Below are 18,441 nucleotides of genomic sequence, written 5' to 3'. Positions count from 1 at the left end.
TAGGATGGGCACCACGCAACTCCTCTTTTTCGGGACAGCCCCCATGGAACGTACGTCTCCCCTCAACGCCCTGGACAACAGCACTCAGGGTTGGATCAATGGCTTTATCGGCGTGGTGATTTTCAGCGGCTCACTGCCCGCTACGCGCTTGGCGGTCATGGAATTCGATCCGGTGTTTCTGACGATGATTCGCGCCGCCATCGCTGCCGCATTGGGGCTGCTTCTGCTGTGGCTGTTCAAGGAAAAACGCCCCGCGCGCACTCAATGGGTGCCCCTGCTGATCGTCTCCCTCGGCGTGGTGATCGGCTTCCCCCTGCTCACCGCCCTGGCCCTGCAATACGTAACCTCCGCCCATTCCATTGTGTTTATCGGCCTGCTCCCCCTGGCCACGGCGGTGTTTGGCGTACTGCGTGGCGGCGAGCGGCCGCGACCGGTGTTCTGGGTGTTTTCGATTCTGGGCAGTGCCTTGGTGACGGGTTATGCCTTCGCCCAGGGCGTGAGCGCCGCACCGGCCGGCGATTTGCTGATGCTCCTGGCGGTGTTGGTGTGCGGCTTGGGCTATGCCGAGGGCGCGAAACTGTCGCGCAGCCTGGGCGGCTGGCAGGTGATCTGCTGGGCGCTGGTGGTGTCACTGCCGGTGGTGCTGCCGTTAGGCCTGCTCCTTGCTCCGCCAAGCTTTGCCGGCATCAGCCTGACAGCCTGGCTGAGCCTGGGCTATGTGGCGCTGTTCAGCATGTTGATCGGCTTTGTGTTCTGGTATCGCGGCCTGGCTCAAGGTGGCATCGCGGCCGTCGGCCAGTTGCAGTTGCTGCAACCGTTCTTCGGCCTGGCGCTGGCAGCGGGCCTGCTGCATGAACAGGTCAGTCTCGGCATGGTGCTGGTGACGGTGGCGGTGATCGCCTGCGTGGCCGGTGCGAAGAAGTTCGCCCGCTAACGCTGCGGTGCGACCATCTTGAATTTGATATGGATGTCGTTGGAAACCACGCTGTTGCCGGCCCATTCACCCTCACCGATCTTGAAATCGCCGCGATTGAGGATGAATTCGCCGTCGAACACGCCAATGCCATCCAGCTCCTTAAGCACCACCTTTACATCAACCGGGCGTGTGGTGCCCTTGATGGTCAGGTTGCCGCTGATCCTGAAGCGGTTATCCCCCAGCGCCTTGACCCCAGTGGATTCATACACCCCGACCGGATAGGTCCCAGTGTCAAACCAGGACGCGCGTTGCAGGGTGTCATTGGCATCGTCACTGCCGGCGCTGATGCTGGTGAGCTGGATCTTGAGCAGCGCGTGTCCCGCCTCCGGCGCCTGCGTATCAAAGGCCAAGGTGCCCTCGAATTCCTTGAACCTCCCATACATCCGCTGCCCCAGTTGTTCGTAGGTGAAACTGATCTGGCTGGCAGTGTGATTGACGTCCTTGTACTCCACCGCCTGGGCGCTGGCGATAAAGCCCAGGACAAGCGCAACCGGCAAAAATCCACGTTTCATGCACCACTCCGCAAAGTCTGGATGTATTCCCATCACGCGTTTGTCCTGCTAAACAGAATAGTCGCCCACAACAATAAGGACGTTGCATGCAAGCGCTACAAGACATCACCGCACCGGAAGGCATCTGCTACGGCTGCGGGGGCAGCAACCCTCACGGGCTGCACATCAAGAGCCGCTGGGACGCAGACGGCATCCATTTGATCGCCCAACACGCGCCAGAAGCTCACTTCACTGGCTGGCCGGACCTGGTCTACGGCGGCCTGATCGCCATGCTGGTGGACTGCCATTCCAACTGGACCGCCATGGCCTACCACTACCGCACCGAGCAACGCGAACCCGGCAGCCTGCCACGCATCGACTGCGTGACCGGCAACCTCGGCATCAAATTCATCAAGCCCACGCCCATGGGTGTCACCCTCACCTTGCGCGCCAGGGTCGAAGGCAACGTGGAGCGCAAAACCCGCGTGGTCTGCGAGGTATACGCCGGCGACGTGCTCACGGCAATCGGCGACTCGGTGTTCGTGCGCGTCGACACCGGCCAACTGGCCGCTGCCGCCCATGGCCGCGAGGACTGAAGCTGGTCTACATTGACTGTCACCGCTAATCGAGGATTGCACCGATGACTCGTCTCACCGCGAAAGACTTTGCCCCCGAACTGCTGGAACTCTACGACGGCTACGCCCACGGCAAGATCAACCGCCGTGAGTTTCTCGACCGCGCTGCGCTGTTCACGTTTGGCGGCCTGACCGCTTCCGCTCTGCTCGCCTCCCTGAGCCCTAACTACGCCCTGGCCGAGCAAGTGAAATTCACCGACCCGGACATCGTCGCCGACTACGTCACCTACCCCTCACCCAAGGGTAACGGCACGGTACGCGGCTACCTGGTACGCCCGGCCAAGGCTGCGGGCAAGTTGCCGGCGGTGGTGGTGGTCCACGAAAACCGCGGCCTGAACCCGTATATCGAAGACGTCGCCCGACGCCTGGCCAAAGCCGGCTTCATCGCCCTGGCCCCGGACGGTCTGACCTCGGTCGGCGGCTACCCCGGCAATGACGAAAAAGGCGTGGCGCTGCAACAGACCGTCGACCCGACCAAACTGATGAACGACTTCTTCGCCGCCATCGAATGGCTGATGCACCACGACAGCAGCACCGGAAAAGTCGGCATCACCGGCTTCTGCTACGGCGGTGGCGTGACCAACGCAGCAGCGGTGGCCTACCCCGAACTGGGCGCAGCCGTCTCGTTCTACGGCCGCCAACCGGAAGCCAAGGACGTACCGCGGATCAAGGCGCCGATCATGCTGCACTTCGGCGAGCTGGATACACGTATCAACGAAGGCTGGCCGCCCTACGAGGCAGCCTTGAAAGCGGCCGGCACAACCTATGAAGCGTTCATCTACAAGGGCGCCAATCACGGCTTCCACAATGACTCGACGCCACGTTATGACGAAGCAGCCGCCAACCTGGCATGGGAAAGAACACTGGGGTGGTTCAACAAATACCTGGCATGACTGGCGCTGCTCTGGCTGTTGCTCCTGCTTTTGATCTTGATCCAAAGCGCCCCGTCAAACGCGCTGGCCGAACGCAGGCTTGAATCCGTGGGCAACCCGGCAGGACGCCGGGTTAGCCGCACTGGGCCATAGATCCAAGCCGGAGTGAGGGCATACAGATCCTAGGCGAGGCACCGAGCGTTGGGGCGAAGGCCTTTTGGTTACTTTTGGATGGGCCGGCATTCCGACCTTTCCGAAAGTGACCCGCTGTAAGCGCGGAACCCTAAGCCGCCGTTACCGCAGAGATGGCTATGTACCCCAACCAACATATGAGTCGACTGTCAGGCCGCCATCGGGAGCAAGCCCCCTCCCACATTTGGATAGGGGACCATCAGTCAAATGGCGTAACACTGGCCGCCGATGACGCAGAAACAGACATGTACCAGCTCTCCTACGCAAAACCCATCCCACCCTCAGCATCAATGCTCCAAAGCATACCGCCGGCAATGATCCAAATACCCCTGCTCATGACTCCCCACCAGCTGCACCACGCTGGTCCACAACCACGAAGGCGCATCCAACTCCCTTGACCGGTTTTCCTGCAAAACCGCCATCCAATCCTTACGAGTCGCCCGATCCATCTGCCGGGCATGAGCTACGCCAACCACCCGAGCCAAATAACCCGCAGCGTGCATCGCGTCAGTCTCGCTCAACTCATCCAACTCCAACTTCATGTCCTGAGGCAGCAGCTCGCGAATAAAAAACCCGTGATCCAGAAACCGCGTCGCCACCATCCGCTCGCCAAGGCCCGGCGACAGCTGACGCGCAGCTTCCACAACCCGGCGGGCGTTGTCCCTGGGCATCTTCGCCCGTGCGGCACGGGGTGCAGCGGCGCCGACCGCCTCCTTGATATCGATCAGGCAATACGCCTGATCATCCTTATCACCAACACCGAGCAAGGCCGCGTAGCGCAACAAGCCAAGGGAGCTGCAGCCCTTGACCCAATAAGCGCAATCCAAAAGTTCGACCTTGGCGTCCTTGGGCCGGCCTTTGAGCGAAGTGACCAACTGGTGGATCTCGTCCGACGCGCAGACGACTTTCAGCGCACTTTTTTCGGCCCGCGACAACGGCCAGAAATGCTTGCCTAACGGGATGGTCGGCCGGGCGCTTTCGATGCGCTCACGGGCCAAGTGCTTCCAGGTGCGCGCCACGGCGTTGCGCATCCCCGCCTTGACCTGGGACGGGCGTGGCGGCGTTTCATCGGGTTTGTCTTTGAAGGCTTGCTCGTAGCCCACCATCATTTCTTCAAGCATGCGTGCGGTGGTTACCCCCGGCAGGTCCGAGCCTCGCGCAGCGGTCGCCAGGGACAAGGCCAGGCGCACCAGGTCGTGGGCCGGGTTGCCAATCACTGCCTGGTCCAGGTCGCGTATATGCATATCGATGCGCCCCTTGGTGTCGCCGGTGGGGCCAAGGTTGCCAGCGTGGCAGTCGCCGCAGATCCAGATCGCTGGCCCGCGGGGCAAACGGCGTCCAGGCAAGCTGTGCAGCCACTCGTAGAATTGAACGGTACTGCCGCGCACATAAGCGTGCGCCGAGCGCGCCATCTTGAGGTTTCGCAGTTGGGTCAGGTGGGGCATACGAGCGGAGGGGCGCGGTGTTTTCATGGAATAACTCAGTACAGGTGTAGCGGTAGAGCGGTGCGCCTCGGAGAATGTTTCATTATGTTTCTAAAAAATTTATCACGTTGGCCTTCTCCCGTTATACCCAGGCAAGAGACTTCATCGTTTGCCCAGAGCAGGCGAACTGCCTATATTTGCCTCCCCCGCGAGGGTCTTTTTTTAATCGATCACTTTCATGGAAACACTCTCATGCCCCTATCTATGTTCTCAGGCATGCGCAATCTCACGGCGGTAGCCGCCCTTGTCGCTACCGGCCACTGCCTGGCCGCGACCGATCTGCAGGCGGTGGTGGACGCGAGTGTCAAGCCGCTGATGCAGCAACAGGCCATTCCCGGTCTTGTGGTCGGCGTGGTTCAGGACGGCAAAGCGCACTATTTCAACTACGGCGTGGCCTCCCAGGAGACGGGGCAGCCCGTCAGCGAGAACACCCTGTTCGAAGTCGGGTCGGTGAGCAAAACCTTCACCGCCACCCTCGCCGGTTATGCGGCGGCCACCGGCAAACTCAAGCTTTCGGCCCCGGCCAGCGACTACCTGCCAGCCTTGGGTGGCGGCAAGTTTGATCACATCAGCATTCTTAACCTCGGCACCTACACCGCCGGCGGCCTGCCTCTGCAATTTCCACCGGAGGCTGACAACAATCAGCACATGATCAGCTACTTCCAGCAGTGGAAACCCGACTTCGCCCCAGGCACCCAGCGTTTGTATTCCAACCCGAGCCTGGGCCTGTTCGGCTACCTGACGGCGCAGAGCCTCAAGCAACCGTTCGATCAGGCGATGGAAAAAACCCTGCTGCCCAAACTTGGGCTCAAGCACACCTTCGTCAAGGTGCCGCCGAGTCAGATGAGCCTCTACGCACAAGGCTACGGCAAGGATGGCAAACCGGTGCGCGTCGGCCCCGGCGCCATGGACAGTGAGGCTTACGGCATCAAGACCAGCGCCTCGGACTTGCTGCGTTATGTGCAAGCCAACATGAACCCGGCGAAGCTGGAAAGCGCCGTGCAACGCGCGGTCAGCATCACTCATACCGGCTACTACACCGTCGACGGCATGACCCAAGGGCTGGGCTGGGAAATGTACCCTTATCCCATCACGCTCGATGCGTTGACTGACGGCAACTCCACACCAATGGCCATGGAGCCGCACAAGGTGAACTGGCTAACCCCTGCCCAAGCGCCCCACGCCAACACGCTGGTGAACAAGACCGGCTCCACCAATGGTTTTGGCGCCTATGTGGCCTACGTGCCGAGCAAGGGATTAGGGGTGGTGATTCTGGCGAACAAGAACTACCCGAATGCAGAGCGGGTGAAAGTCGCCCATGCAGTGTTGAGTGCGCTGGACCATTAAAGCCGGACACGAGCCCACCCTGTGATGAAGGGCTTGCTCAGCCATAGCAAGCCCTCCACCACATTTCACCTTCATCGTGTTCATAAACGTTATTCAGCGTTCGCCCACGTCATCCGAAACGACGCCCCGCCCCGCTCCGAATCCTGCACATGCACCTGCCCGCCATGCCATTGGGACACTCGCTGCACCAGCGCCAGGCCCAGGCCGAAGCCGCCGGTACGGCGATCACGGCTGGCATCCAGGCGCATAAACGGCTGGAAGATCTTCGCCCGGCTCTCCTCGGGTACACCCGGGCCGTCGTCACATACCCGCACTTCATAACCGTTGCCGAATTTGATCAGCGAAATGTCCACACGGTGCTCGGCGTAACGGATGGCATTGCGCAGCAGGTTGATCACCGCTCGCGCCATGAAACGCGGCTCGATCTGGATCACGTCCACTTCGCAGGTGCGCAACGACAAGTGTATGCCCGCCGCCTCCGCCTCCAGGGCCACGCTACCGATCACGCTGTCGAGCCAGCTATGGGCTTCGATGCGCTCGCGAGTGACCTGGGTCGCGCCGCGTTCCAGGCTGGCGTAGGTCAGCAGTTCGGAGACCATTTCCTCCAGCTCGCCCAGGTCGGCGTACATATCGGCGATCAATTCGCTGCGCTGACGCGGGTCGGCCTGCTGCTTGAGTTGGTCGAGTTCAAACGACAATCGTGCAATTGGCGTACGCAGCTCATGGGACACCGCATTGGTGAGTTCGCGCTGGTTGGCGATCAGGCTCTCGATACGCTCGGCCATCTGATTGAAGTGCCCGGCCAGTTCGCGCACGGTGGAGCGGCGCGGCAGCAGGATGCGCGAGCCGAGGTCGTTGTCGCCAAAACGTTGTGCGGCCAGACGGATGTGCTCCAAGTCACGCCAATGCGGACGCACCCAGAAATACAGCACTACCGCCAGGCACAGACCCAGCAGGCTGTAGGCCCACAGGTATAGCCATTTCGGCTCTGCCGGCAGTTTGATTTCGAGCAGTTGTGGACCGCTGTCGACCGAGGCGATGAACTCCATGAAATCGCCACGCACTACCAAGTGGCCGGCCGCCAACAATTGTTGTTCACGGGGGGTCAGGGCCAATTCATCACGCTGGACCAGTTTCAGCAGCAAACCATAATGTGGCTGCAATTGGGCCAGCCGCGCCGGACGCGCATCGGCCGGCAACGGGCGCAACTGCTCCACCAGACCGTACGCCGGGCCACGCATGGCTTCGCGATTATAGGTTTCGTTGGCTTCGGGCAGCAGTTCATCAAAGGTGTAGTTGACCAGCCAAATCGCCCCCGCCAACCCCAGCGCGAGGATGATGTACAGGCGCATGTATAAGCGCAGCATCTAGACCTCCCAAGCAAACGGATTGAACAGATACCCCTTGCCCCAGATCGTCTTGATACACACCGGCTCACGTGGGTTGTCATTGAGTTTGCCACGCAGTTTGCTGATGTAGACGTCGACGCTGCGGTTAAGGCCGTCGAACGCGATGCCGCGCATGCGGTTGAGAATGTCATCGCGGGAAAGAATGGTGCCGGCGTTGCTGGCCAGCAACCACAGCAATTCGAACTCCATGGTGGTGAGGTCGATCTTGTCGTCCCCCAGGCTGACGACCCGGCAACTGCGGTCGATGGCCAACCGACCGAACGCCAGCGCCCCGCGTACGGTAGGCTCCGGCAATTGGCGGCGTTGCAGCGCACGCAGGCGCGCCAGCAGCACCGGCGGTTTGATCGGTTTGATCACGTAGTCGTCGGCGCCGGATTCCAGGCCGAGGATATGGTCCAGGTCATCCTCCTTGGCGGTGAGGATCACGATGGGAGTGTCGGACACACTGCGAATCTCGCGGCACACCTGTAGGCCGCTCTGGCCCGGCAGCATCAGGTCGAGTACGACCATTTTCGGTTTGAACGCCAGGAACGCCGCCAAGGCTTCATCACCTCGGTGTACCACGCGAGGCTCGAAGCCATGTTGTGATAAAAAATGCGCGATCAGCCCCGCCAGCTTCTCGTCGTCCTCAACAAGCAGAACCTTACCCTGACCCAGGTTTTCCATACGTTCTCAGTGCGCGCACGCGGATTGAAGAGGCGGCATTATAGGTGGCAAGCTGGGCAACTGAAGCAGATAGCCAACGGGCGTCCCTGAAGCTTCATGTTTTTAAGAGTTTTTTACAAATAGCCTGCATTCTTTAACGCCAATCACAGGGAGTTGTATGCGTAAGGATTACCTGGCGTTCTTTGTTTCGCTGTTCCTGTCGCGTCTGGCGGATCAGATCCTGTTGTTTATCGTGCCGCTGATCGTATTTCAAACCACCCAAAGTGCGTCGTGGGCAGGCCTGGCCTTTTTTATCGAATCGCTGCCACGCTTCCTGGCCTTCCCGGTGTGCGGCGCCGTGTGCGACAAGTATTCGCCCGTGCGTATCCTGCATATCAGCCAGGTCTACCGGGCGCTGGCCTGTGTGGTGGCTGTGGCGCTTTACGGGATGTTCGACGGTATCTACTGGCTGGTGCTGCTGTCCGCGCTATGTGGGGTGCTGACCACCCAAGGCATCATGGCCCGGGAGGTGCTGATGCCGCATATCTTTGCGCAATACAGCTATGCCAAGACGTTGTCCTACTCCCAGATCGCCGACCAATCCGGCCTGGTACTGGGGCCGTTGTTGGCCGCGCTGATGCTGGAGGTGTGGGCCTGGCATTGGGTAGTGCTGGGGGTTGCAGGGCTGTTCGTGTTGGCAGACCTGGCGATGCGCGCGTGGCAACGTAACACCTCAGTCAACCCGCAGCCCCATCAGCAGCACCGTGATATCTGGCTGCAACCGCTGCGCATCGCCGTCGCGCATATCCGCAACCTGCCGGGGTTGAAACGCCTGATTGCGCTGACGGTGGGCGTGAACCTGCTCATTGGCGCCACCCTGGCCACTTCCGCCGCCATGGTCACTGGCGATTTCAACGCCGACAAGGATGCCTACGCGCTGCTGCAAGCGGCAGGTGCGCTGGTGACTATCGTGATTCTGTTTTACCTGTCGCGCACAACCTTGCCGTTAAAACGCCTCGGCGGCGTGTCTTACGGACTGATCACTGTGGGCGCGCTGATCATGGCGGTCAGCCCCAACCTGTGGGTCTACAGTCTTGGCTTCCTGCTGGTTATAGGCTTCGACAAGATGTACAGCGTGTATATGCGCAGCGTTCGCCAGCAGGTCATCCCGGTAGAGGACTTTGGCAAGACCGTCGGCATGATCACCCTACTCAATAACCTGCCACAGCCCCTGGCCGGCCTGGTGATTGCCGTGCTGGCAGCACCCTTGGGCACGCAAACGGTGATCCTGCTGCTGACCGGCATCACCGCGCTGATCGGCATGGCCGTCGCCTCAGGCCGGCACACCACTGTGAAAGCGAAACTCGACGTCAGGTGACTCAATCAATTCCTGCTCGGCCGCCCTCACCCGCTCAATCACCTGGGCGATATCCTTGGCATCGCCGTACTGGTAGGCCAGCTTCAGGTAACCCTGGAAGTGCCGCGCCTCGCTTTTCAGCAGGCCGAAGTAGAACTTGCTGAGTTCTTCGTCCAAATGCGGCACCAACGCTTCGAAACGCTCGCAACTGCGCGCCTCGATAAACGCCCCGACTACCAACGTATCCACCAATTTCACTGGCTCATGGTTGCGCACGACTTTGCGCAAGCCCGAGGCATACCGGCTGGCATGCAACTGGCGCAGTTCAATCTTGCGCTTTTTCATCAAGCGCATGACCTGTTCGTGGTGCACCAGTTCTTCGCGGGCCAGGCGCGACATCATGTTGATCAGGTCGACATGGCCGTGATACTTGGCGATCAGGCTCAAGGCGGTGCTCGCGGCCTTGAATTCGCAGTTCTTGTGGTCGATCAGCAGCGTTTCCTGATCGGCCAACGCGGCCTGGACCCAGGCGTCGGGGGTGCGGCAACCGAGGAATTCGTGGATTTCTGGCAGGTTCATCGGGCTCACGGGCAAAAGGATCACAAAAGGCCGGCGATTATACCGACCACGCCGCAGACCACCAGCCACCGGCCTTGATGTGCATCAACATGACGGCTGCCGGGCAGCAACTATAGTTATTCCACGCCCACTCTTTTGGAGATCCCGACCATGCAAGCCATCCGCAGTATCCTGGTGGTCATCGAGCCCGAGCATTCGGAAAGCCTGGCCCTCAAGCGCGCCAAGCTGATCGCCGAGGTTACCGGCGCGCACCTGCACTTGCTGGTCTGCGATAAAAACCATGAGCATTCGGCGCTGTTGAGCCTGCTCAAGGCGGGATTGCAGGAGGATGGCTACAGCGTGACCACCGAACAGGCGTGGAATGCCAGCCTGCATGAAACCATCATTGATGTGCAGCAGGCTGAGGGCTGTGGTTTGGTGATCAAGCAACATTTTCCCGACAGCCCGCTGAAGAAGGCGCTGCTGACACCGGCGGACTGGAAGCTGCTGCGCTTTTGCCCGACACCGGTGTTGCTGGTCAAGACGTCCACGCCATGGGCCGGCGGGGTGATCCTGGCAGCAATTGATGTGGGCAATACCGACAGCGAGCACCGTTCGCTGCACAATTCGATCATTGATCATGGCTTCGACATCGCCAGCCTCGCCAAGGCGCAGCTGCACGTGATCAGCGCCCATCCGTCGCCGATGCTGTCGGCGGCGGACCCGACGTTCCAACTCAAGGAAACCATCGAAGCGCGCTACCGCGAGCAGTGCCAGGCGTTCCAGGCTGAGTTCGACGTGGACGACGCGCACCTGCATATCGAGGAAGGCCCGGCGGATGTGCTGATTCCATTCGCGGCGCACAAGTGGCAGGCAGCAGTGACCATCATCGGTACCGTAGCGCGCACCGGAATTTCCGGTGCACTGATCGGCAACACGGCGGAGGTGGTGCTGGATGCTGTGGAAAGTGATGTGTTGGTGCTCAAGCCGCAGACATTGATGGATCACCTGGAAGAGCTGGTCACCAAACCCTGACGCCTATCCTCCAGATAACCGACGTCCAATGTGGGGGGCGGCTTGCCCCCTCCCACATTCCGATTTTTGCCGTCAGGTAGAGAGCGCATCCCTGAGGAACCCTGGGGCGATATAGCGCTGGTAGTGGGCCTCGGACAGGATAAAGAACTCACGGTCGATGGCATCGCGCAGTTCCGGCAACGCCCAATCACGAAACTCCGGCAACAGCACCATGCCGTACGCCTCCAGGTTATTGATGACCCGCGCACCGCGCGCAATCAACTGGTATGCCCAGCAGTACTCGGATTGGTGCGGCACGAAGCGGATCTTGCGCTGCTCCAACTGACCTCGCAGGGTCTTGGGGTCGAAAATCTCCAGTTTGCCGGCCATCACCTGCACCAGCAGTTGCTCCAGGCGCAGCCATACCGCACGTTTTTCTTCTTCGCTATAGCCATTCCACAGGATTACTTCGTGGTGGAAGCGCTTGCAGCCACGGCACACCAGATCGCCGTAAACCGTGGAGCACAGGCCGACGCAGGGGGTCTTGATGGTTTGGTTGGACATGGGCTACGACACGCAAATCAGCGAAACAGTGCGCCATGTTAGCCCTTTGTCTAAGGTTGATCACCCAGCAAACTTGCCATGGCAACTTACCTTTAGAAATTTTTTGCCGTAGAATCATCCGGCCTTGTAAGGCGCCAATAATCCGCTGGAAGCTGTTTTCAAAGCGTCACGAGCACAGTCGTTCCTTCAGAACGGTGTTGGCGCGGACTTGACCCCGGTAGGTCAACAACCGCGCCAACCCTCATCAGCTCCGTTCTGCAGGCGTAAAACTTTGAAAGCAGCTTCTGTGAGGAATGCCGGCAGCGCTGGCTTTGCGGCCCAAAAAGCCCCCGAGCGCATGCGTGCCGTTCATTTCTGGATGAGCGTCCCGTGGGACCACTGATGAGGGTAATAACTGTGCTTGAAGCCTACCGCAAACATATCGAAGAGCGTGCAGCCCTGGGTATTGTTCCCCAGCCGCTTAACGCCGAACAAACCGCAGGCCTGGTCGAGCTGCTGAAAAATCCTCCAGCCGGCGAAGAAGAATTCCTCGTTGACCTGATCACCAACCGCATTCCACCTGGTGTTGACGAAGCTGCCTACGTCAAGGCCGGTTTCCTGTCTGCCCTGGCCAAGGGCGAAGCCACTTCCCCCCTGATCGACAAGAAACGCGCTGTTGAACTGCTCGGCACCATGCAAGGCGGCTACAACATCGTGACGTTGGTCGAGCTGCTGGACGACGCCGAGCTGGCGCCTGTCGCCGCGGCCCAACTCAAGCACACCCTGCTGATGTTCGACGCGTTCCACGACGTCGCCGAAAAAGCCCGCAACGGCAACGAGCACGCTAAAGCCGTAATCCAGTCCTGGGCTGACGGCGAATGGTTCCGCAACCGCCCTACCCTGGCCGACAAGATCAGCCTGCGCGTATTCAAGGTCACCGGCGAAACCAACACCGACGACCTGTCCCCTGCTCCGGACGCCTGGTCCCGCCCTGACATCCCACTGCACGCCCTGGCCATGCTGAAAATGGCTCGCGAAGGCATCGTGCCGGACGAGCAAGGCAAGACCGGCCCGATGAAGCAGATCGAAGAAATGCGCGGCCAAGGCTTCCCGATCGCCTACGTCGGTGACGTGGTCGGTACCGGCTCTTCGCGTAAATCCGCTACCAACTCGGTACTGTGGTTCTTCGGCGACGACGTACCTTACGTACCGAACAAGCGTGCCGGCGGTTTCTGCTTCGGCAGCAAGATCGCTCCGATCTTCTACAACACCATGGAAGATGCTGGCGCACTGCCAATCGAATTCGACGTGACCAACATGAACATGGGCGACGTGATCGACCTGTATCCTCATGCTGGCAAAGTCTGCAAACACGGCACCGATGAAGTCCTGACCACCTTCGAAATGAAGACCCCGGTCCTGTTGGACGAAGTTCGTGCCGGCGGCCGTATCCCGCTGATCATCGGCCGTGGCCTGACCGACAAGGCTCGCGCCGAATTGGGTCTGGGCCCTACCGACCTGTTCAAGCTGCCTGAAGCACCGGTCGACACTGGCAAGGGTTTCACCCTGGCCCAGAAAATGGTCGGCAAGGCCTGCGGCCTGCCGGAAGGCAAAGGCGTTCGTCCAGGTACGTACTGCGAACCGAAGATGACCACCGTGGGTTCCCAGGACACCACCGGTCCTATGACCCGTGACGAACTGAAAGACCTGGCGTGCCTGGGCTTCTCGACCGATCTGGTAATGCAGTCTTTCTGCCACACCGCGGCTTATCCAAAGCCGATCGACGTGACCACCCACCACACCCTGCCTGACTTCATCATGACCCGTGGCGGTGTATCGCTGCGTCCAGGCGACGGCATCATCCACAGCTGGCTGAACCGCATGCTGCTGCCGGATACCGTCGGTACCGGTGGTGACTCCCACACCCGCTTCCCGATGGGCATCTCGTTCCCAGCCGGTTCCGGTCTGGTCGCGTTCGCCGCAGCCACTGGCGTAATGCCACTGGACATGCCGGAATCGATCCTGGTGCGCTTCAAAGGCAAAATGAAACCTGGCATCACCCTGCGTGACCTGGTTCATGCCATTCCTTACTACGCGATCCAGTCCGGTTTGTTGACTGTCGAGAAGAAAGGCAAGAAAAACGCCTTCTCCGGCCGCATCCTGGAAATCGAAGGCCTGAACGACCTGACGCTGGAACAGGCTTTCGAGCTGTCCGACGCCTCGGCCGAACGTTCCGCTGCCGGTTGCACCATCAAGCTGTCGAAAGAGTCCGTCACCGAGTACCTGAACTCCAACATCACCCTGCTGCGCTGGATGATCGGCGAAGGCTACGGCGATGCACGCACCCTGGAACGTCGCGCTCAAGCGATGGAAGCCTGGGTAGCCAACCCAGAGCTGATGGAAGCCGATGCCGACGCGGAATACGCCGAAATCATCGAGATCGACCTGGCCGAAATCAACGAGCCGATCCTCTGCGCACCAAACGACCCGGACGACGCTCGTCTGCTGTCGAGTGTTGCCGGCGAGAAGATCGACGAAGTGTTCATCGGTTCGTGCATGACCAACATCGGTCACTTCCGCGCTGCCGGTAAGTTGCTGGAGCAGGTCAAGGGTCAGCTGCCTACCCGTCTGTGGCTCTCGCCACCGACCAAGATGGACGCTCACCAACTGACCGAAGAAGGCTACTACGGCATCTACGGCAAGGCTGGCGCGCGCATGGAAATGCCGGGCTGCTCGCTGTGCATGGGTAACCAGGCACGTGTAGAACCGAACTCGACTGTTGTGTCGACCTCGACCCGTAACTTCCCTAACCGTCTGGGTGATGGTGCCAACGTCTACCTGGCCTCGGCTGAGCTGGCGGCAGTAGCCTCCACCCTGGGTCGCCTGCCGACCGTCGAAGAGTACATGGGCTACGCGGCGAAACTGGACACCATGGCCAGCGACGTCTACCGCTACCTGAACTTCGACCAGATCGCTGAGTTCCGCAAGATCGCAGCAAGCGCCAACATCCCGGTGATTCAAGCCTAAGGTGTTGATGTAACAAAAACGCCGCGTATCGCAAGATACGCGGCGTTTTTTTATGCCTGGAATACAAACACATTCAATTGATCCCCCTGTCACTGACCCACCGCTATCGGGGGCAAGCCCCCTCCCACAGTTTTGACCGCGACGAACGACCTTATAACTTCAACCGCACCACCGTCTGATCCTGAAGATGAGCTGGCTGAAGACACCGATCCAAATGTGAGAGAGGGCTTGCCCCCTCCCACAGTTTTGACCGCATCGGGCGACCTTATACCTTCAACCGCACCACCGTCTGATCCTCAAGGTGGGCTGGCTGAAGACACCGATCCAAATGTGGCAGGGGGCTTGCCCCCTCCCACAGTTTTGACCGCGACGAACGACCTTATACCTTCAACCGCACCACCGTCTGATCCTCAACGTGAGCTGGCTGAAGACACCGATCCAAATGTGGCAGGGGGCTTGCCCCCTCCCACAGTTTTGACCGCGACGAACGACCTTATACCTTCAACCGCACCACCGTCTGATCCTCAAGGTGAGCTGGCTGAAGACACCGATCCAAATGTGGCAGGGGGCTTGTCCCCTCCCACAGTTTTGACCGCATCGGGCGACCTTATACCTTCAACCGCACCACCGCCTGATCCTCAAGGTGGGCTGGCTGAAGACACCGATCCAAATGTGGGAGGGGGCTTGCCCCCGATGGGGGAGTGTCAGTTGATGCATTTGCCACTGACCCACCGCTATTTGGAGCAATCCCCACGCGTCACGCTTTGCTCACCTCAAGCGCCAGCTGCACCGCGCCATCGACGCTCAAGCCACTGAGCAGCACATGGGACGCCAATGCTTCGGGCAGCCCCTGCAACACCTCGCGTGCGTCATGCCGCACGCGGGCAAGTACCAGGCGCTTGCCCTCCCCGTGTACTTGCGCAAAAAAAGCCGCCAGCGCTTCGATGCTGGTGCCGTCGAGGTCCGGCGATTCTTCCAGGCTCAACACTACCGCCTGCGCCTGGGAATGACGCATCAGGCGCAAGGCCGCGCCCAGGATGCGCTCGGCGTTCGCAAAAAATAGCGCTTCGCTGGGCCGCACGATCAATACCCCCGGGACGGCCAGGGCATCGGCATGGTGCAGGCGGTCGACAAAATCATGGCTGTCACCCAGGCGGCCCAACACTTGAATGTCGGCTGACGACATCTGGCGCAGCATCAACATCACACTGATTGCGACCGCGAGCAGCAAACCATCCAGCACGCCCAGCACGAGCACCGCCGCCACCGCACAAATCACCAGCACGCGATCGCGGCGCCACAGGAAATAACGCCCCAGCGGCTGCAAACTCAAGCCTCGACCCAGGGCATAGATGACGACGGCCGCCAACACCGGCTCCGGCGTGAGCGCGACATAGGGCAGCACCGTCAGCACGATCAGCAATATCACCAGCGCCGCGACAATCCCCGCCAGGCGCGAATAGGCGCCGGCCGCCTCGTTGGCCGACGTCGCCGAATACCCGGCACCGGCCGGCATGCCGTGGAACAGACCGGAGACCAGGTTGGCCACTCCCAGCGCAAGCAAGTCACGGTTGGAGGACACGCGGTCGCCATGCTTGAGCGCGAACGAACTGATAGAGCCGTAGGACTCCGCGTACAGGATCATCACCAGCGCAAACGCCAATTCCCCGAGGCGCAGCCAGTCGGCAAACGGCAGCACCGGCAAACGCCCCAGCTCCAGGCGCAGGTCGATCATGCCGATCTGCGCCACGCCATAGGCCTGCAGGTCCAAGTACTGCCCGGCAGCGATGCCGAGCACCACGACCACCAAACCACCCGGCAGACGCGGGAAGCGTGCGCACAGCCACAACACCAGCAACGCCAGCCCCGCCACCAGAGCCGCAGGCCAGTTCCAGCGCGGTAGCTGCTCCAGCAACTGCGGCAGAAAACGGATCAGGTTGTTATCGGTCAGGTGCACGCCCACCACACTGGCCAATTGCTTGAGGATGATGGTCAGCGCCAGGCCGAAGGCGAAGCCACGCAACACGGGCTTGGCGATAAACGAAGTGACGCCGCCAAGTTTCAACAGGCCGGCCAACAGGAAAAACACCCCGGTGAGCAGTACCAGCCCGAAGGCCAGGGAAAGCCTCAATGCCGGGTCATCTCCCGCCAGGCTCGCCGTCGCCGCCGCCAAAACGGCCGCCGACGACGAGGTAGCCGAAACAATCGCAAAGCGGCTAGTGCCGAACAGGCCGTAGCACACCAGGCCGGCAAATAAAGCGATCACCCCGGCCTGGGGCGGCAGCGCGGCGATACTGGAATAGGCGACGGCTTCCGGCAGCAGCAAACCCGCGATGGATAAGCCAGCCAGCAGGTCTTGGATGCGGTTCGACGGTACGGCAACGGGTGCATCGGTTTCAGTCTTCAATCGGCCCAACCCATCCTGGCAAAAAGCGTGCGTAAGCTTAGCCCTCATTGCTCGGCTGCGGTTGAGCCGCATCAGCTTTTGCGCGGGCAAAAAAAAGCCGATTCGCGCTATGCGCGAATCGGCTTGCTTGCGTGAGCCCTGGGTTCAGGACAGCAGCGAGTAAATCAATGCAGTAATTGCCACCAGGCCCACTGCGGTGACAAACACGTTGGACGCGTGCCCACGGTACTTGGCCATGGCCGGCACCTTGCGGATCGCGTACATCGGCATCAGGAACAGGATCGACGCAATGATTGGCCCGCCCAGGGTCTCGATCATGCCGAGGATGCTGGGGTTCAGCGTGGCAACGATCCAGCACACCACCAGCATGAAGCCCGCAGTCATACGGTCCAGCGTCTTCGCAGCTGGACGGCGACCGCTTTTGAGCACCAGGCCCTTGAGGCCTTCGCTCGCGCCGATGTAATGACCGAGGAACGACTTGGCAATCGCCACGAACGCGATCAACGGTGCAGCGAACGCGATGGTCGGGTTGTTGAAGTGGTTGGCCAGGTACGACAGGATCGACAGGTTCTGCGCCTTCGCTTCAGCTAACTGGGCCGGCGACAGGGTCAGCACGCAGCTGAACACGAAGAACAGCACCATCACCACCATCAACAGGTGCGCGCGGGACAGGATCTGCGAACTGCGCTCATCGGCGTGTTCGCCGTACTGGCGCTTCTGGTCAACAGCGAACGCCGAGATGATCGGCGAGTGGTTGAACGAGAACACCATCACCGGAATCGCCAGCCACAGGGTATTGAGCAAGGCCGAAGGCGCCGGGACCACACTCGCGGTGCTGAGGATGCCACCGTTCCAATGCGGGATCAGGTACACCGCGAGGAACAGCAAGGCGACGATAAACGGGTACACCATCATGCTCATGGCCTTGACGATCACTTGTTCGCCGCAACGCACCACCGCCAGCAAGCCGAGGATCAGCACAAACGCCAGCAGCGCCCGTGGCGGCGGCATGATGTGCAACTGGTGCTCCATAAAGCTGCTGACCGTGTTGGTCAGGGCCACGCTGTAGATCAGCAGGATCGGGAAAATCGCGAAGAAGTACAGCAAGGTGATCAGTGCACCCGCTTTGATACCGAAATGCTCTTCGACCACATCAGTAATGTCCGAACCTTCACGGCCTGAGAGCACAAAACGGGTCAGCCCACGGTGGGCAAAGAAGGTCATCGGAAACGCCAGCACTGCCAGGATCACCAGCGGCCAGAAACCGCCCAGGCCGGCGTTGATTGGCAGGAATAAGGTACCGGCGCCAATGGCGGTGCCGAACAGGCCAAGCATCCAGGTGGTGTCCTGGCGGCTCCAGCTTGTGAGGGTTGCAGGTGTCGTTGCATAGCGTTCGTCGACGCTATTGGCCTGATCATTCATCCGGTCGGATCTCCGCATTTACACGGCCGGGACGAGTCAGAAAAACCTGACAGGCAGCGCCC

15 protein-coding genes are annotated in these 18,441 nt (G+C 60.5%); 7 read left to right on the top strand and 8 right to left on the bottom strand.

The annotated features are described in order from the left end of the window. Nucleotides 1-43 precede the first annotated feature (43 nt). Nucleotides 44-934 carry a DMT family transporter gene (locus CKW32_RS08650; RefSeq protein ID WP_095184600.1) on the top strand — a complete coding sequence of 297 codons (891 nt, stop codon included), beginning with the start codon at nt 44-46 and terminating at the stop codon, nt 932-934. Here the strand turns inward: CKW32_RS08650 and CKW32_RS08645 are convergent. Continuing rightward, nucleotides 931-1,488, bottom strand: coding sequence for a YceI family protein (locus tag CKW32_RS08645; RefSeq protein ID WP_095184599.1), 558 nt, complete (start codon nt 1,486-1,488; stop codon nt 931-933). The genes CKW32_RS08650 and CKW32_RS08645 overlap by 4 nt on opposite strands. An 86-nt stretch (nt 1,489-1,574) precedes the next feature. Between CKW32_RS08645 and CKW32_RS08640 the strand changes: the two genes are divergently transcribed. Together CKW32_RS08640 and yghX are read left to right on the top strand one after the other, a co-directional pair. Then, entirely contained in the window at nt 1,575-2,063 is a 489-nt protein-coding gene (locus CKW32_RS08640) for a PaaI family thioesterase (protein ID WP_095184598.1), read from the top strand. Nucleotides 2,064-2,107: 44 nt separating this feature from the next. Further along, nucleotides 2,108-2,995, top strand: coding sequence for a YghX family hydrolase (yghX, locus tag CKW32_RS08635; protein ID WP_032887176.1), 888 nt, complete (start codon nt 2,108-2,110; stop codon nt 2,993-2,995). A 458-nt stretch (nt 2,996-3,453) separates the two neighbouring features. On the opposite strand, the gene CKW32_RS08625 is transcribed toward yghX, so the two are convergent. Continuing rightward, nucleotides 3,454-4,638: a DUF2252 family protein gene (locus tag CKW32_RS08625; RefSeq protein WP_032887177.1), complete on the bottom strand. Its 1,185-nt coding sequence runs from the start codon at nt 4,636-4,638 to the stop codon at nt 3,454-3,456. Between the two features lie 204 nt (nt 4,639-4,842). Here CKW32_RS08625 and ampC point away from each other — a divergent pair, with 204 nt between their 5' ends. Then, complete coding sequence (gene ampC / locus CKW32_RS08620) at nt 4,843-5,997, top strand: class C beta-lactamase (RefSeq protein WP_177434261.1); 1,155 nt, start codon at nt 4,843-4,845, stop codon at nt 5,995-5,997. An 89-nt stretch (nt 5,998-6,086) separates the two neighbouring features. On the opposite strand, the gene CKW32_RS08615 is transcribed toward ampC, so the two are convergent. Both CKW32_RS08615 and CKW32_RS08610 read right to left on the bottom strand, forming a co-directional pair. Then, nucleotides 6,087-7,364: an ATP-binding protein gene (locus tag CKW32_RS08615; RefSeq protein ID WP_032887179.1), complete on the bottom strand. Its 1,278-nt coding sequence runs from the start codon at nt 7,362-7,364 to the stop codon at nt 6,087-6,089. Further along, entirely contained in the window at nt 7,365-8,072 is a 708-nt protein-coding gene (locus CKW32_RS08610; protein WP_095184596.1) for a winged helix-turn-helix domain-containing protein, read from the bottom strand. It lies immediately after the preceding gene. Between the two features lie 157 nt (nt 8,073-8,229). Here CKW32_RS08610 and CKW32_RS08605 point away from each other — a divergent pair, with 157 nt between their 5' ends. Then, nucleotides 8,230-9,429 carry an MFS transporter gene (locus CKW32_RS08605; RefSeq protein ID WP_095184595.1) on the top strand — a complete coding sequence of 400 codons (1,200 nt, stop codon included), beginning with the start codon at nt 8,230-8,232 and terminating at the stop codon, nt 9,427-9,429. Here CKW32_RS08605 and CKW32_RS08600 read toward each other — a convergent pair. After that, entirely contained in the window at nt 9,385-9,987 is a 603-nt protein-coding gene (locus CKW32_RS08600) for a tRNA-(ms[2]io[6]A)-hydroxylase (RefSeq protein ID WP_032887182.1), read from the bottom strand. The two genes, CKW32_RS08605 and CKW32_RS08600, sit on opposite strands and share 45 nt — an antisense overlap. 150 nt (nt 9,988-10,137) lie before the next feature. On the opposite strand from CKW32_RS08600, the gene CKW32_RS08595 reads away from it, so the two are divergent. Then, entirely contained in the window at nt 10,138-11,001 is an 864-nt protein-coding gene (locus CKW32_RS08595; RefSeq protein ID WP_032887183.1) for a universal stress protein, read from the top strand. A 72-nt stretch (nt 11,002-11,073) separates the two neighbouring features. Here the strand turns inward: CKW32_RS08595 and CKW32_RS08590 are convergent, their stop codons facing one another. Then, entirely contained in the window at nt 11,074-11,544 is a 471-nt protein-coding gene (locus tag CKW32_RS08590) for a DUF1289 domain-containing protein (RefSeq protein ID WP_032887184.1), read from the bottom strand. 396 nt (nt 11,545-11,940) lie between these two features. On the opposite strand from CKW32_RS08590, the gene acnB reads away from it, so the two are divergent. Beyond that, nucleotides 11,941-14,550 carry a bifunctional aconitate hydratase 2/2-methylisocitrate dehydratase gene (gene acnB / locus CKW32_RS08585; protein WP_032887185.1) on the top strand — a complete coding sequence of 870 codons (2,610 nt, stop codon included), beginning with the start codon at nt 11,941-11,943 and terminating at the stop codon, nt 14,548-14,550. A 757-nt stretch (nt 14,551-15,307) separates the two neighbouring features. Here acnB and CKW32_RS08580 read toward each other — a convergent pair. Beyond that, complete coding sequence (locus CKW32_RS08580; protein ID WP_095184594.1) at nt 15,308-16,957, bottom strand: SulP family inorganic anion transporter; 1,650 nt, start codon at nt 16,955-16,957, stop codon at nt 15,308-15,310. A gap of 144 nt (nt 16,958-17,101) precedes the next feature. Next, a complete protein-coding gene (locus CKW32_RS08575) occupies nt 17,102-18,379 on the bottom strand; it encodes a serine/threonine transporter (RefSeq protein ID WP_032887187.1) in 1,278 nt (425 codons plus the stop codon). Between the last annotated feature and the right edge of the window lie 62 nt (nt 18,380-18,441).

Source organism: Pseudomonas sp. Irchel 3H9, assembly GCF_900187495.1.
GTDB lineage: Bacteria > Pseudomonadota > Gammaproteobacteria > Pseudomonadales > Pseudomonadaceae > Aquipseudomonas > Aquipseudomonas sivasensis.
This window is presented reverse-complemented; position numbering and strand designations above follow the sequence as displayed.